General features: G+C 67.8%; 12 protein-coding genes. 7 read left to right on the top strand and 5 right to left on the bottom strand.

Going from position 1 to position 13447, the window contains the following annotated elements:
* Window positions 1-4 precede the first annotated feature (4 nt).
* Window positions 5-2326 carry a PacR family protein gene (gene pacR / locus AC5P8D_RS18470; RefSeq protein ID WP_049453825.1) on the bottom strand — a complete coding sequence of 774 codons (2322 nt, stop codon included), beginning with the start codon at window positions 2324-2326 and terminating at the stop codon, window positions 5-7.
* Between the two features lie 331 nt (window positions 2327-2657).
* On the opposite strand from pacR, the gene AC5P8D_RS18465 reads away from it, so the two are divergent.
* The 4 genes from AC5P8D_RS18465 to AC5P8D_RS18450 are packed head-to-tail and all read left to right on the top strand — an operon-like array spanning window position 2658 to window position 5512.
* On the top strand, window positions 2658-3239 hold the full coding sequence (locus AC5P8D_RS18465) for a nitroreductase family protein (RefSeq protein WP_010481787.1): 582 nt from the start codon (window positions 2658-2660) through the stop codon (window positions 3237-3239).
* A complete protein-coding gene (locus AC5P8D_RS18460) occupies window positions 3236-4171 on the top strand; it encodes a 5'-3' exonuclease (protein ID WP_019338109.1) in 936 nt (311 codons plus the stop codon). Before AC5P8D_RS18465 ends, AC5P8D_RS18460 begins: the two co-directional genes overlap by 4 nt.
* Window positions 4168-4722 carry an NUDIX hydrolase gene (locus AC5P8D_RS18455; protein WP_010481791.1) on the top strand — a complete coding sequence of 185 codons (555 nt, stop codon included), beginning with the start codon at window positions 4168-4170 and terminating at the stop codon, window positions 4720-4722. The genes AC5P8D_RS18460 and AC5P8D_RS18455 overlap by 4 nt, the downstream gene beginning before the upstream one ends.
* Complete coding sequence (locus AC5P8D_RS18450; RefSeq protein ID WP_171953878.1) at window positions 4715-5512, top strand: N-formylglutamate amidohydrolase; 798 nt, start codon at window positions 4715-4717, stop codon at window positions 5510-5512. Before AC5P8D_RS18455 ends, AC5P8D_RS18450 begins: the two co-directional genes overlap by 8 nt.
* Before the next feature lie 96 nt (window positions 5513-5608).
* Here AC5P8D_RS18450 and AC5P8D_RS18445 read toward each other — a convergent pair whose 3' ends face one another.
* Both AC5P8D_RS18445 and AC5P8D_RS18440 read right to left on the bottom strand, forming a co-directional pair.
* A complete protein-coding gene (locus tag AC5P8D_RS18445) occupies window positions 5609-6280 on the bottom strand; it encodes a DUF7716 domain-containing protein (RefSeq protein ID WP_171953877.1) in 672 nt (223 codons plus the stop codon).
* Complete coding sequence (locus AC5P8D_RS18440; RefSeq protein WP_495203562.1) at window positions 6277-7695, bottom strand: MFS transporter; 1419 nt, start codon at window positions 7693-7695, stop codon at window positions 6277-6279. Before AC5P8D_RS18440 ends, AC5P8D_RS18445 begins: the two co-directional genes overlap by 4 nt.
* 107 nt (window positions 7696-7802) lie before the next feature.
* Here AC5P8D_RS18440 and AC5P8D_RS18435 point away from each other — a divergent pair, with 107 nt between their 5' ends.
* Window positions 7803-8687 (top strand): LysR family transcriptional regulator, encoded by an 885-nt coding sequence (locus AC5P8D_RS18435; RefSeq protein ID WP_495203569.1) that lies wholly within the window; start codon window positions 7803-7805, stop codon window positions 8685-8687.
* A 71-nt stretch (window positions 8688-8758) separates the two neighbouring features.
* On the opposite strand, the gene pip is transcribed toward AC5P8D_RS18435, so the two are convergent.
* Both pip and prmC read right to left on the bottom strand, forming a co-directional pair.
* On the bottom strand, window positions 8759-9700 hold the full coding sequence (gene pip / locus AC5P8D_RS18430) for a prolyl aminopeptidase (protein WP_014646006.1): 942 nt from the start codon (window positions 9698-9700) through the stop codon (window positions 8759-8761).
* Between the two features lie 47 nt (window positions 9701-9747).
* Window positions 9748-10605, bottom strand: a complete 858-nt coding sequence (gene prmC / locus AC5P8D_RS18425; protein ID WP_054171060.1) for a peptide chain release factor N(5)-glutamine methyltransferase — start codon at window positions 10603-10605, stop codon at window positions 9748-9750.
* A gap of 386 nt (window positions 10606-10991) precedes the next feature.
* Between prmC and ahpC the strand changes: the two genes are divergently transcribed.
* Together ahpC and ahpF are read left to right on the top strand one after the other, a co-directional pair.
* Complete coding sequence (gene ahpC / locus AC5P8D_RS18420) at window positions 10992-11555, top strand: alkyl hydroperoxide reductase subunit C (RefSeq protein WP_005408159.1); 564 nt, start codon at window positions 10992-10994, stop codon at window positions 11553-11555.
* A gap of 225 nt (window positions 11556-11780) precedes the next feature.
* Window positions 11781-13373 (top strand): alkyl hydroperoxide reductase subunit F, encoded by a 1593-nt coding sequence (gene ahpF, locus AC5P8D_RS18415; RefSeq protein WP_043398119.1) that lies wholly within the window; start codon window positions 11781-11783, stop codon window positions 13371-13373.
* Window positions 13374-13447: the final 74 nt, after the last annotated feature.

Raw genomic sequence — 13447 nt, 5'->3', positions numbered from 1 at the left:
CCGCTCAGTGCAGGGTGGCGCTGCCTGGGTCCAGCCGATCGATCACGCCCTGCATCGCGCTGTCGAAGGCGCCATCGTCGACGTGGGCGCGCAGCCGGCCCAGCCGCACCATCACCGCCAGTTCCTCCGGCGAGGCCACGCAGAAGCGCACGCCGCGGCGGTTGACGAACAGCAGGCGCGAGGAGATCGGGCTGACCCAGGACAGCTTGCCGGCCTGCACCTTGCCGTCCTTGTCGACGAAGTCCAGCCAGTTGCCGATTTCCATGCGGCGGAAGCGGTCGGCGTCGGCGTTGTCGAAATCGTCGGCGTCGATCTGCCCGCCCAGCTCGACCGCGGGCGATTCAGCCACCGGCGGCGCCGGCAAGGCAACCTGCGGCAGTTCCGGCAGCGCGCGCTGCAGTTCCGGGCGCGATTCAGCAATGCCCTGCAGGGTGTCATGCAAGGCGTCGATGGCACCGGTGGCGGCATCGCCGTGCACGCCGACACTGGCAAATACCTTGGCCAGCACCGGCTGCCAGGCCTGCAGCCACGGCTTGCCGACGATCTGGCGGCGGGCCTCGGCCACTTCCTCCAGCAGGCCGTCAGCCAGGCTCAGTGCCTCGGCCACCGACGCGCCCTCCTCGCCCTCGCGCAGCAGCGCCAGGGTCAGGTGGTGCTGCCACGGCTGGCGCAGGAACTCGGCGATGGCCGGCGGCAGGGTGGCATCGCCGATGCGGCGGTCCAGTTCGGCACCGGCACGGCTGCGGGCCATTTCCAGCTTTTCCTGGCCGCGCTGCGTTTCGGCGGCGCGACGCTCGGCGATTTCCACGCGGCGGCGATGCTGCACGAGGAACTCGCGGAATTCTTCTTCCAGGGTCAGGAAGATCGCCAGGTTCTCGTTGAACTCGGCCACCAGCCGTTCGATGATCTCCTCGACCTTGGCCATCAGCATGCGCTCGGCCTGGCTTTCGCCGGTATTGCCTTCGCAGGCTTCGGCCAGCGAGTTGAGCAGCTTGCGTGCCGGGTGGGTCTTCTGCACGAACATGCGGCGGTCGAGCATCGCCACCTTGACGAAGGGCACCACCAGGCGGCCGATCAACTCGCGTGAGCGGCCTTCCAGCTCGCGTTCGTCCAGCATCACGTCGAACAGCATGCCGACCAGATCAATCGCATCCTCGTCCTGCGGGTCCAGCCGGGTCTGGCCGGGATCGACGCCAAGCCGGGTGGCGCTGGACAGCACTTCACTCTTCAATCGCTGCGCCAACGATTCGCCGTCCTCGCCGATGGCCGCACGCAGCGTCGCACTGGGCGTGGCCTGCAGCAGCGACAGCACCGACATCATCTCGCGCTGGCTCAACGGGCGGTGCTGGCCAACCGCGACCTGCGCGGCCGAGGTGGCGTCCTCGCGAACATGGCGGGTCTGCTGCAGCAGCTCATGCAGGGCCTCCAGCAACATCCCCTGCTGGCCGGCATACGCCTCGCCGCTGCCGGCATCCTCGCCCCCGAGGTGCTGCTGCATGTGGCCACGGCGCTCGGACCAGCGCGCGGCGAACCGCTGCGCCCAGGCCGGCGCGGCCTGTTCATCATCGCTGAATTCGGATTCGAAGCCCGCCGCGTGGCGCGGCTCGACCAGATCGTCCGCCCCCGGCGCCATGCGCGGGTCGGGCGCGGCCGACAGCGGACGCCGCGGCGCCCCCATCTGCGACATCACGCCAGCGGCGGCAAGCTGCTCGTCCAGCTTCTCGTAGATGCGGCCCACCGGCGCGCGCAGGTCGCGTTCGCACAGCTTGATCAGCACCAGGTGCACTTCCGGCGCCAGCTCGCAGCCGGCAAAGGCCTCATGGATGGCCACACCCAGGTGCTCGGGGCTGACCGGATTGTGGTCGGCATCCAGCTCGGCGCCGCCGATCAAGCGGCCCAGGCGCCGGTCCAGCCGCGCCAGCACCGGCTTGAAGTCGCGCAGCAGCACGGTGGCGAAATTGCGCACCGCCAGCCTCGACTCCAGTACATGTTCAGCCAGCAGGCTCAGGCCATCCTCGGCCGGTCCGGACAGGGTGGCTTCGGCCGACAGCGGCTCGCCACTGGCCAGTGCATCCCAGGCCCGCTGCAGGTGGCCGGCAAAGGCGGCGGCGATGTCCTCACGGCGGCGGCGCAGCTCGCGCATCGCATCCAGGAACAGCAGCTGCGACGAGCCTGCATTGCCGGCCCGGTCGAACAGTGCATCGTCGAAACGCGCCAGTGCGGCCCCGAAAGCCTGGCACAGCGCCGGCAGGACCATGTCCCGGGCACGCTGAAGCTGGACCGGGTCACGGCCCGGCGATCCCATCGGTGTGGGCGCGCTCATCATTCGGGAAGGCTCCCCACCTTCTCTGATACGACAGACAGCATGGACATCGCGACGACCGGCACACCCCATGTACCGGTACGTCGATGGTAGGCCGGCCAGCCCGTCACGGACAGTGAAACAGTCCTCACTTCAAACCTCATGACCGGCGGCCCGGCAAGATAGATATCGTAAGCCGTGCGAGGCCCACGAGGCGAGAGGAAGCGGTCGTCCCATTCCCGCCAGTGGCATGATGTTCATCACAGTTTGATATTCAGGGGCGAGACGCGACACAGACGGCGTCATTGACCACCCCGACTATAATCAAACACCCGTGATGACCGGTTCAGATTCCATGCCCGACCCCGCTGCCCTGCTTGCCCTGGATGCCCGCCGCTCGGTGCCCTCGCGGCAACTGGGCGAGCCCGGACCGGATCCGGCCACCCTGCAGCGCATGCTGGCCTCGGCCGTGCGCGTGCCCGACCACGGCAAGCGCGTACCGTTCCGCTTCCTGAAGATCGCCGGCGATGCACGTCACACTCTGGGCGACTTCCTGGCCGAGCGCAGCCGCCAGCGCGACCCGCATGCCGGTGAGGCGGTATTCGAAAAGGACCGCCAGCGTTTCAGCCATGCGCCGCTGGTGATCGTGGTGGTGGCCAGTCCGCGTCCGGACCCGAAAGTGCCCGAACAGGAACAGCTGATGACCGCCGGCTGCGTCTGCTTCGCCCTGCTGCAGGCCGCGCAGGCGCTGGGCTTCGGTGCGCAGTGGCTGACCGCATGGATGGCCTTCGACCCGGCCGTGCAGGCCTATCTGGGGCTGTCCGAGGGCGAAGGCATCGCCGGTTTCATCCATATCGGCACGCCGAAGGCCGCCGTCCCCGAACGCGAGCGCCCCGATCCGGCGGCCCTGCTGCGTGACTGGACGCCGCCAGCATGAGCCTGCCGGCAGCGCCGCCCTCGCTGTACCTGGTCGACGCCAGCATCTACGTGTTCCGCGCCTGGCACTCGCTGCCGGACCAGTTCCAGGACGCGCAGGGCTGGCCGACCAACGCGGTGCACGGCTTCGCCCGCTTCCTGCTGGACCTGCTCGAGCGCGAGCGCCCGCGGCACATCGCCATCGCCTTCGACGAAGCACTGGACAGTGGCTTCCGCCACCGCCTGTATCCGGCCTACAAGGCCAACCGCGACCCGGCGCCGGAGGCGCTCAAGCGCCAGTTCGTGCACTGCAAGGCGCTGTGCGCGGCGTTGGGCCTTGCAGTGCTGGCCCACCACGAATACGAGGCCGATGACCTGATCGGCAGCGCGCTGCACGTCCACCGTGGCAGCCACCGCGGGGTGATCATTTCCGCCGACAAGGACCTCTCGCAGCTGCTGCTGGATCACGACGAGCAGTGGGACTACGCACGCAACCAGCGCTGGGACGTGGCCGGGGTGAAGGCACGGCACGGCGTGCACGCTCACCAGATTGCCGACTACCTGGCACTGTGCGGCGATGCGGTGGACAACATTCCCGGCGTCAGTGGTGTCGGCAGCAAGTCCGCCGCCGTGCTGCTGGCCCATTTCGGCAGCATGGATGCGCTGTACGAACGCCTGGACGAAGTGCCGTTCCTGCGCCTGCGCGGTGCCGCGCAGATGGCCGTGCGCCTGCGCGAACAGCGCGAGCACGCCCTGCTCTGGCGCCAGCTGACCACCATCGCGCTGGACGCACCTCTGGAAGGCAGCCAGCCCGGCCTGCTGCGCCAGGCGGCCGACCCGGAGCTGCTCGGTGGCCTGTGCCAGGCCCTGCGCTTCGGCCCGATGACCCGCCGTCGGCTGTTCGATGCCGCCGGCGTACCCGACATTCTTCCCACCCACAGCGAGCCCGCATGAGCCAGCGCAACACCGAAGCCCCGCGTGTCGTCTATGAAGGCAAGTACCAGCGCATGCTGGTGCGAGGCACCTGGGAGTACAGCGAACGCACCCATGCCGGCGGCCTGGCAGCGATCATCATCGCCGTCACCCCCGAGGACAAGGTGCTGTTCGTCGAGCAGTTCCGCGTGCCGCTGCAGGCCCCCACCATCGAGATGCCGGCCGGCCTGGTCGGCGACATCCACGCCGGCGAATCGATCGAAGTCTCGGCCGTACGCGAACTGGAAGAAGAAACCGGCTGGACCGCCGACCACGCCGAAGTGCTGATGATCGGCCCCACTTCCTCCGGCGCGAGCAGCGAGAAGATCGCCTTCGTGCGCGCTACCGGCCTGCGCCGGATCGGCGAAGGTGGCGGCGATGACAGCGAGGACATCACCGTGCACGAGATTCCGCGCAGTGAGGCTGCGGCCTGGCTGGTGCAGAAGATGGGCGAAGGCTACGAGCTGGACGCCAAGCTCTGGGCCGGGCTGTGGATGATCGAGCATCACCTGGACGGACGCCCGCGTGGCTGACGCCGACCTGCATGCGCTGCCGGCGCTGCTGGGCGCCGATGATCCGGCAATCTACGCGATCCACCGGGCGCAGGGCGCGTCGCCGTACCTGCTGCTGGCCGACCATGCCGGCCAGCAGGTGCCGCGTGCGCTGACCGGGCTCGGCCTGGCCCAGGCCGAACTTGACCGCCATATCGGCTGGGACATCGGCATTGCCGGCACCACCCGCGCACTGGCCGAACGGCTGGACGCCTGGGCGATCGAACAGACCTATTCGCGCCTGCTGATCGACTGCAACCGTCCGCTGGCCTCGCCGACGCTGATTCCGGAAGTGAGCGACCACACCGTGGTGCCGGGCAATGCCGGGTTGTCGGCGGCGCAGCGGCAGCAGCGTATCGATGCGATCCATGCGCCCTACCATGCGCGCATCGACGCCGAGCTTGATGCACGCCGTGATGCCGGCCGCCCCACGCTGCTGGTGATGATGCACAGCTTCACCCCGGCGATGAACGGCGCGCAGCGGCCGTGGCATGCTGGCGTGCTGTACCACCAGGACACGCGCTTTGCCCATGCCCTGCTGCAGGCACTACGCGACGAAGGCGACCTGGTGGTGGGTGACAACGAACCGTATTCGGTCAGCAGCACCAGCGACTACGCGGTGCCGGTGCATGGCGAAGGCCGTGGGCTGGTGCACGTGGAACTGGAAATCCGCCAGGACCTGATTGCCGATGTGGCCGGGCAGCAGGCCTGGGCGGAGCGGCTGGCGCGGATCTTCAACGCGTTGCAGCCGCAGTTGCTGGCGTTTGGTTGAACGTCATCCACCCGACCGAAGCTCGGTAGCGCCGGGCCACGCCCGGCGAGCCGCATCGCGGCGGCGCAACGGAATGCCGCCGGGCATGGCCCGGCGCTACCGCAGCGTAGGCGCGTCCATCCACGGGAACGGCTTGAAGCCCTGCACCTGCAGCGTCGCGCCGATGTCGGCGAAGTCATCCTTGATCGCCTGCGCGCGGCGACGATCCAGCGCTTCACCCAGCACCAGCGGCAACGCGCGGCAGCGCGTCAACGCCTCGCCCACCGGAATCTCCAGCAGGCGCGCCACGCACTGGGCTGCGGCTTTGATCTGCCCCTGCGGGCACGCTCCCAGCGTCAGATCGAAGGACGCGAAGATGCCTGTGCCCACACCCGCCTCGCGCGCAGCCACCTGTTCCGCAGCTTCCGCTTCGCCCAGGGCCTCGTCGATACCCTCGACCTGCTGGAACGCGTCGTACTCGGCGTAGTATGCCAGCGCCTGTGCGTAGTCCCGCAGCGACGACAGCGGGCGTTGCCGCTTCTGCACGTCGAGCACATCCGCAAACGTCGCAGGTTCCAGAAACGTGCCCAGGCCCAGCGCGCGCGCTTCAGCCGGGACCTCGCTGTCCTCATCGAAGGCGGCATCCTCATCGGGTGGCAACCAGAAGCGCGCCTGCAGCAGATCGCCCTCGGTGGCGTGCACCCAACCGAAGGAACCGTACACCTCATCATCATCGTTGCAGGCGGCGAAGGCATGCAGGGTCTGTTGCAGGTCCAGCAGTTCGATCATGCGTCGGTGCTCAGGCAGGCGGTCGCTGCCGAGTCTACCGGGGCCGGGCGCAGGCCCAGCGCGATCACCACGCCGAGCGCGGCGAACAGCGCGGCGCCGTACTGTGCATTGACCATGCCCTGCAGGGCATCGGGGCTGGTTGCCGCCTGCGTGCCGCGCCCGGCGTTGGCGATCATCACCAGTACCGCCAATCCCAAGGCGCCGCCGATCTGCTGGGCGGTGGCCGCCATGCCGGACGCAACACCTTGCTGCGGTCCCGGCACGCCCTGCCCGGCCACGATCCACATCGCCGTCCAGCTCATGCCCTGGCCGATGCTGAGCACGACGATGCCCGGCAGCAGCGGCCAGTAGCCGGCGCCATGCGGCATTGCCAGCGCCACCGCGGCGATGCCGATGGCACCGGCGGCGAAGCCCCAGGCCAGCACCTGCCGTGGCGAACGGCGCCGCAGCATGCGTTCGGCAATACGGATGCCGAAGGTGCACACCAGCGTCGGCAGCAGGAACGCCATGCCAGCCTGCAGCGGGCTCCAGCCATAGCCATCCTGGAAGTACAGCGCCAGGAAGTAGTACTGCACGCCGTAGCTGCTCATGAAGGCGAAGGTCAGGCCCAGTGCCGCGCGCAGGCCGGGCAGGCGCAACAGCGAAAACTGCATCAGCGGGTCACGGCTGCGCTTCTCGATCTGCACGAACACGGTCAGCAGTACTGCTGAAAGCAGCAGGCAGATGAGCGTGGCCGGCGCCGTCCAGCCCCACTCCGGCCCTTGCACCAGGGTGGTGACCAGCAGGCTGCCGCCAGCGGTGACGGTGAGGCAGCCGGCCAGGTCGAAGGAGCGCCCCTGCACCCGTGGGCCATCGGCCGGCAACCACGCACCGGCAGCGACCGCACATGCGGTGGCCAGCGGCACGATTACCGCCAGCACCGCCGGCCAGCCGAACGCCTGGGTCAGCACGCCACCGAGCAGCGTGCCCAGCGCCAGGCCCACCGCGCTGGCCATGCTCCAGATCGCCAGCGCGCGGTTGCGCACCGGACCTTCGCTGTACAGCGTGTTGATCAGCGCCAGCGTGGCCGGGAACAGCAACGCCGCACCGACGCCCTGCGCGGCGCGCGCGATGACCAGCAGGGTGGCATTCGGTGACAGCGCGCCGAGCAGCGAAGCCAGCGCGAACAGCAGCATGCCAAGCCGGTAGAAGCGGCGGCGGCCGATCAGGTCGGCGGCGCGCCCGCCCAGCAGCAGGCTGCCGCCAAAGGCCACGGTGTAGGCACTGACCACCCACTGCAGCTGCTGCGCGCTGATCTGCAGCGCGCGGCCCATGTCGTGCAGGGCGACGAAGATGATGGTGGCGTCCAGGGCGATGATCAGCTGGGCAGTGGCCAGCAGGGTCAGCGCCCAGCGCGGGTGCTTGAGGGAAGGCATCGGTGGGTTGGAGCGAGGGGGGGGAACGCAGTCTCATTGATGCGACCGCATCAATAAACCCCTCCGCCTCCATATCTGTCATGATTTTCCGCATGAATGGAGCCTCGATGGACCTCAATGCGGTGCGCATGCTGGTGCAGGTGGCTGAGGCGCGCAGCTTCACGGTGGCTGCCGGCCAGCTCGGCCTGAGCCAATCCGGGCTGTCCCGCGCGATCGGCCGGTTGGAGGCGACGCTGGGGGTGAAGCTGCTGCAGCGGAACACCCGCAACGTGGCGCTGACCCCGGATGGCCGCCAGTTCGTGGAACAGGTGGCACCCCTGCTGGCCGGCCTGGACGATGCCGAGCGGCAACTGGCCGACCGCCCATGCACGCCTTCGGGCACGTTGAAGATCAGCGCGCCGTCGATGTTTGGCCGCAAGGTGCTGGTGCCAATGCTGGCGCCGTTGCTGCAACAGCATCCGCAGTTGCAGGTGGAAGCGGTGCTCAGCGACCGCCTGGTCGATCTGGTTGAAGAAGGTTTCGATGCCGCGCTGCGCACCGGCGTTATCGCCGACCAGCGCATCGTCGCGCGGCCCTTGCGGCCGCTGCGCTGGGTGACGGTGGCCAGCCCCGCCTATCTGGCCCGCTGTGGCGCACCGGGCGATGTAGCCGCGCTGCAGGATCACGCCTGCCTGGCGGTGCGCAACCTGCGCAGTGGCCGGCTGGTGGACTGGCAGTTCCTGCAGGACGGGCAACTGCGTGAGGTCACGCCACCGACGCGGATGGTGTTCGACAGCGGCGATCCGCTGGTGGAAGCGGCCATCGCCGGTATCGGCATCGTGCAGGTGATGGATTTCGCGGTGGCCGATGCGTTGGCCGACGGCCGCCTGCGGCGCGTGCTGCAGCCCTTCGAGGGCCGCAGCCGCGAACTGTCGTTGATCTACCCGCCGTCGCGCCAGCATTCGCCGAAGCTTCAGGTGCTGGCCGACGCGTTGCTGGCCGGGGACTGGTAGCGCCGGCCGCTGGCCGGCGTCTGCGCGATCCAACGCTTTCCCGGTTGCCGGCCAGCGGCCGGCACTACCGATCAGGCAAAGCTATCGGTGGCGCGTACCAGCGCATCCACGTTCTCGGCTTCGAACGCCGAATGGCCCGAAGCCGGGGTGATTTCCAGCTTTGCCTTCGGCCACACCTTGGTCAGGTCCCAGGCATTGGCCAGCGGGCAGACCACGTCGTAGCGGCCGTGCACGATCACGCCGGGAATATCGGCGATGCGGTGCGCGTCGCGCAGCAACTGGTCTTCCACCTCGAAGAAGCCGCCGTTGACGAAGTAGTGGTTCTCGATGCGGGCGAACGCCAGTGCGAAATGCGGATCTTCGTGACTGTTGATGAAGTCATCATCAACATGCAGGAAGCTGGTCGCGCCTTCCCACACCGCCCACGCCTTGGCCGCTTCCAGGCGGGTGGTTTCGTCGTCGCTGGTCAGGCGGCGGTGGAAGGCCGAGATCAGGTCATGACGCTCCACCGACGGGATCGGCTTCAGGTAGTGCTCCCACGCGTCCGGGAACAGGCGGTTGGCGCCTTCCTGGTAGAACCATTCCAGCTCCCAGCGACGCAGCATGAAGATGCCGCGCAGGACCAGTTCGGTCACGCGCTGCGGGTGGGTTTCGGCATAGGCCAGCGCCAGGGTCGAACCCCAGCTGCCGCCGAACACCTGCCAGCGATCGACCTTGAGGTGTTCGCGCAGCTTCTCGATATCGGCAACGAGGTCCCAGGTGGTGTTGTCCACCAGGTCCGCGTGCGGGGTCGAACGGCCGGCACCGCGCTGGTCGAACAGGATGATCCGGTACTTCGACGGGTCGTGGAACTGGCGCATCTTGTCGCTGCAGCCGCCGCCCGGGCCACCGTGCAGCATCACCACCGGCTTGCCGTCCGGGTTGCCGCACTGTTCGAAGTACAGCGTGTGGCGGTCGTCGACCTTCAGGGTGCCGACGTCGTAGGGGGTGATGGCGGGGTACAGCGTACGCATGCTTGCAGCTCCAGGGTGATGCCCTGCCGGGGCAGGAGAACCCCATTCTAGGCCGGACGCCGGCCCAGGGTGATGCGGTCGCGGTGCTCCAGGTCCTGCACGGTCTGCACCTCGGCAAAACCCGCCGCGTCGAACAACGCGCGGATCGCCTCGCCCTGGTCCCAACCGTGCTCGATCAGCAGCCAACCATCGGGCAGCAGGTGGGCCTGGCCACCGTCGACGATGCGGCGGATGTCATCCAGGCCATCCACGCCGGAGGCCAGCGCGGTGGCCGGTTCAAAACGCAGGTCGCCCTGTTCCAGATGCGGGTCGTCGCTGGCGATGTACGGCGGGTTGCTTGCTATCAGGTCGAAACGCGCGCCCTGCAGCGGCGCATACCAGTCGTGCCCGCCCTCGGCGAAGCGCACGTTGCGCAGCTCATGGCGCGCGGCGTTACGCTTGGCCACGGCCAGCGCGCCCGGGCTGGCATCGGTGGCCAGCACCTGCGCCTGCGGCCGCTCGCTGGCCAGCGCCAGCGCGATCGCGCCGCTGCCGGTGCCGAGGTCGGCCACCTGCAGGTCGCGATTGGCCGGCAGGCGCTCGAGCGCCAGTTCCACCAGCAGCTCGGTTTCCGGGCGCGGAATCAGCGTGGCCGGGTCGACCTCCAGGTCCAGCGTCCAGAAACCGCGGCGGCCGGTCAGGTAGGCCACCGGCTCACCGGCCACGCGGCGGGCCAGCAGTGCTTCGAAGGTGGCCTGATCGGTGGACGGCAGCGGGTCGGTGGCGTGCGCGAACAACCAGCTGCGCGGGCGCTCCAGTACGTGCAACAGCAGCAGTTCGGCCTCGTGGCGGGCGTCGATGCCGCCCAGGCGGGCGCTGGCCTCGGCCACGATCTGGCGCAGGGTGGGTTCGGGTTGGAAAGACATCCCTCAATTGTAGAGCCGAGCCGATGCTCGGCTACTTCTGGAACAGCCGAGCGTAAGGCTCTGCTCTACAGGTCCACAGCCGAGCATCGGCTCGGCTTACAGATCCACCGTCGAGCATGGCTCGACGCTACAAAAAGCTGGAATCCGTTCAGGTTTCGCCAGAGGACATAAGGAGGGGCTATCAGCCCTCTCCACACATCCCGGGCGATTTTCCTTGTCACACAAGCAGTTGCAGGATGGGAGCGGCATGGTTCAGTGCTGGCTCATGGCACTTTGATAGACTCCATCTATCAAATAGATGCAATCAATGGATTGTTCTTATCGCGAGCGAATCGGTAACCTAGCTCCTGTCGATTCACCCACTCCCCTTCACCAGAGGAAAAACGATGTCCCTGATCAACACCCAGATCCAGCCGTTCGAAGCCAACGCTTACCACAATGGCGAGTTCATCAAGGTTTCCGACGCCAGCCTGAAGGGCCAGTGGTCCGTCCTGATCTTCATGCCGGCCGCCTTCACCTTCAACTGCCCGACCGAGATCGAGGACGCGGCTGACCATTACGCCGAGTTCAAGAAGGCCGGCGCCGAGGTCTACATCGTCACCACCGATACCCACTTCTCGCACAAGGTGTGGCACGAAACCTCGCCGGCCGTCGGCAAGGCCCAGTTCCCGCTGGTCGGCGACCCGACCCACCAGCTGACCAATGCCTTCGGCGTGCACATTCCGGAAGAAGGCCTGGCCCTGCGCGGCACCTTCATCATCAACCCGGAAGGCGTGATCAAGACCCTGGAGATCCACTCCAACGAGATCGCCCGTGACGTCTCCGAGACCCTGCGCAAGCTGAAGGCTGCCCAGTTCACCGCCGCCAACCCGAACCAGGTCTGCCCGGCCAAGTGGAAGGAAGGCGAGAAGACCCTGACCCCGTCGCTGGACCTGGTCGGCAAGATCTAAAGCAGTACCGGCCTGCCGTGGCCCCACGCCACCGCGCGCCTTTCATCCCCGTGCCGGTCCCCCCGCCGGCGTGGGGGTGAACCCAAGACAGCCAACGCGCGCCAGCCTTGGCCAGCCAGCCCCTTCCACGGTCGCTGTCTTGGGTTCACCCCTACCCCCTGCTGGTCCGCTACCTTCTACAGCGGTGCCACGCCCCCTGTTTGCCTGAAGCCAGGAGATGACCCGATGTTGGACGCCAACCTGCAGTCGCAGCTGAAGACCTATCTGGAGCGCGTGACCCGCCCGATCCAGATCACCGCGCACGCCGACGACGGCGCCAAGTCGCAGGAAATGCTGGAACTGCTGCAGACCCTGGAAAGCCTGTCGGACAAGATCTCGCTGCAGGTGCTGCGTGACGGCCAGGGCCGAGTGCCCTCGTTCGACCTGGGCACGCCGGGCCAGGATATCCACCTGACCTTCGCCGGCCTGCCGATGGGCCACGAGTTCACCTCGCTGGTGCTGGCCCTGCTGCAGGTGGGCGGCCACCCGTCCAAGGCCACCGCCGAGCTGATCGAGCAGGTGCAGAACCTGGAAGGCGAGTACCGGTTCGAAACCTACTTCTCGCTGTCCTGCCAGAACTGCCCGGACGTGGTGCAGGCGCTGAACCTGGCGGCGGTGCTCAACCCGCGCATCCAGCACGTGGCCATCGACGGTGCCCTGTTCCAGGACGAAGTCGAGAAGCGCGAGATCATGTCGGTGCCGACCGTTTACCTCAACGGTGAAGTGTTCGACCAGGGCCGCATGACCCTCGAGCAGATCGTGGCCAAGCTGGACACCAACGCCAGCAAGCGCGATGCCGAGAAGATCGCCGCCAAGGACGCCTTCGACGTGCTGGTGGTGGGCGGTGGCCCGGCTGGTGCGGCAGCAGCGATCTACGCCGCACGCAAGGGCATCCGCACCGGCATCGCCGCCGAGCGTTTCGGTGGCCAGGTGCTGGACACCATGGCGATCGAGAACTTCATTTCGGTGAAGGAGACCGAAGGCCCGAAGCTGGCCACGGCGCTGGAACAGCACGTGCGCGAGTACGAGGTGGACATCATGAACCTGCAGCGCGCCAGTGCGCTGGTGCCGGCCGGCGAAGACGGCCTGGTGCAGGTGCAGCTGGAAAACGGCGCGGTGCTGAAGTCGCGTTCGGTGATCCTGTCCACCGGCGCGCGCTGGCGGCAGATGAACGTGCCGGGCGAGGACCAGTACCGCAACAAGGGCGTGGCCTACTGCCCGCATTGCGATGGCCCGCTGTTCAAGGGCAAGCGCGTGGCGGTGATCGGCGGCGGCAACTCCGGCGTGGAAGCGGCCATCGACCTGGCCGGCATCGTGTCGCATGTGACCCTGCTGGAATTCGATTCCAGCCTGCGCGCCGATGAAGTACTGCAGAAGAAGCTGCGCAGCCTGGCCAACGTCACCGTGCTGACCAGCGCGCAGACCACCGAGGTGCTGGGCGACGGCAGCCGTGTCACCGGCCTGGTCTACAAGGACCGCGTCGGCGGCGACGCCCACCGCGTCGAGCTGGAAGGCATCTTCGTGCAGATCGGCCTGCTGCCCAACACCGAGTGGCTGAAGGACACCGTGGCGCTGTCGCCGCGTGGCGAGGTCGTCATCGACGACCGCGGCCAGACCAACCTGCCGGGTGTGTTCGCTGCTGGCGATTGCACGACGGTACCCTACAAGCAGATCATCATCGCCATGGGCGCCGGTTCGACCGCCGCACTGAGCGCGTTCGACCACCTGATCCGCTCGTCGGTGAGCAGCAGCAGCGGTGCCGTTGCTGAAGCTGCCTGATCCACCGTTCCCAGATCACCGGGAACATTGTCTGCCTGTCGGGTAACCACGCCGTCAGCCGGTCCGTTACCCCT

Source organism: Stenotrophomonas sp. YJH_SMC_101-4 (assembly GCF_059370395.1).
This window is presented reverse-complemented; position numbering and strand designations above follow the sequence as displayed.

What these genes read in the sequence shown, in the direction of transcription:
- pacR (WP_049453825.1), bottom strand. Translation starts at nt 2,326, where the DNA reads ATGATGAGCGCGCCCACACCGATGGGATCGCCGGGCCGTGACCCGGTC.
- AC5P8D_RS18465 (WP_010481787.1), top strand. Translation starts at nt 2,658, where the DNA reads ATGCCCGACCCCGCTGCCCTGCTTGCCCTGGATGCCCGCCGCTCGGTG.
- AC5P8D_RS18460 (WP_019338109.1), top strand. Translation starts at nt 3,236, where the DNA reads ATGAGCCTGCCGGCAGCGCCGCCCTCGCTGTACCTGGTCGACGCCAGC.
- AC5P8D_RS18455 (WP_010481791.1), top strand. Translation starts at nt 4,168, where the DNA reads ATGAGCCAGCGCAACACCGAAGCCCCGCGTGTCGTCTATGAAGGCAAG.
- AC5P8D_RS18445 (WP_171953877.1), bottom strand. Translation starts at nt 6,280, where the DNA reads ATGATCGAACTGCTGGACCTGCAACAGACCCTGCATGCCTTCGCCGCC.
- AC5P8D_RS18440 (WP_495203562.1), bottom strand. Translation starts at nt 7,695, where the DNA reads ATGCCTTCCCTCAAGCACCCGCGCTGGGCGCTGACCCTGCTGGCCACT.
- AC5P8D_RS18435 (WP_495203569.1), top strand. Translation starts at nt 7,803, where the DNA reads ATGGACCTCAATGCGGTGCGCATGCTGGTGCAGGTGGCTGAGGCGCGC.
- pip (WP_014646006.1), bottom strand. Translation starts at nt 9,700, where the DNA reads ATGCGTACGCTGTACCCCGCCATCACCCCCTACGACGTCGGCACCCTG.
- prmC (WP_054171060.1), bottom strand. Translation starts at nt 10,605, where the DNA reads ATGTCTTTCCAACCCGAACCCACCCTGCGCCAGATCGTGGCCGAGGCC.
- ahpC (WP_005408159.1), top strand. Translation starts at nt 10,992, where the DNA reads ATGTCCCTGATCAACACCCAGATCCAGCCGTTCGAAGCCAACGCTTAC.
- ahpF (WP_043398119.1), top strand. Translation starts at nt 11,781, where the DNA reads ATGTTGGACGCCAACCTGCAGTCGCAGCTGAAGACCTATCTGGAGCGC.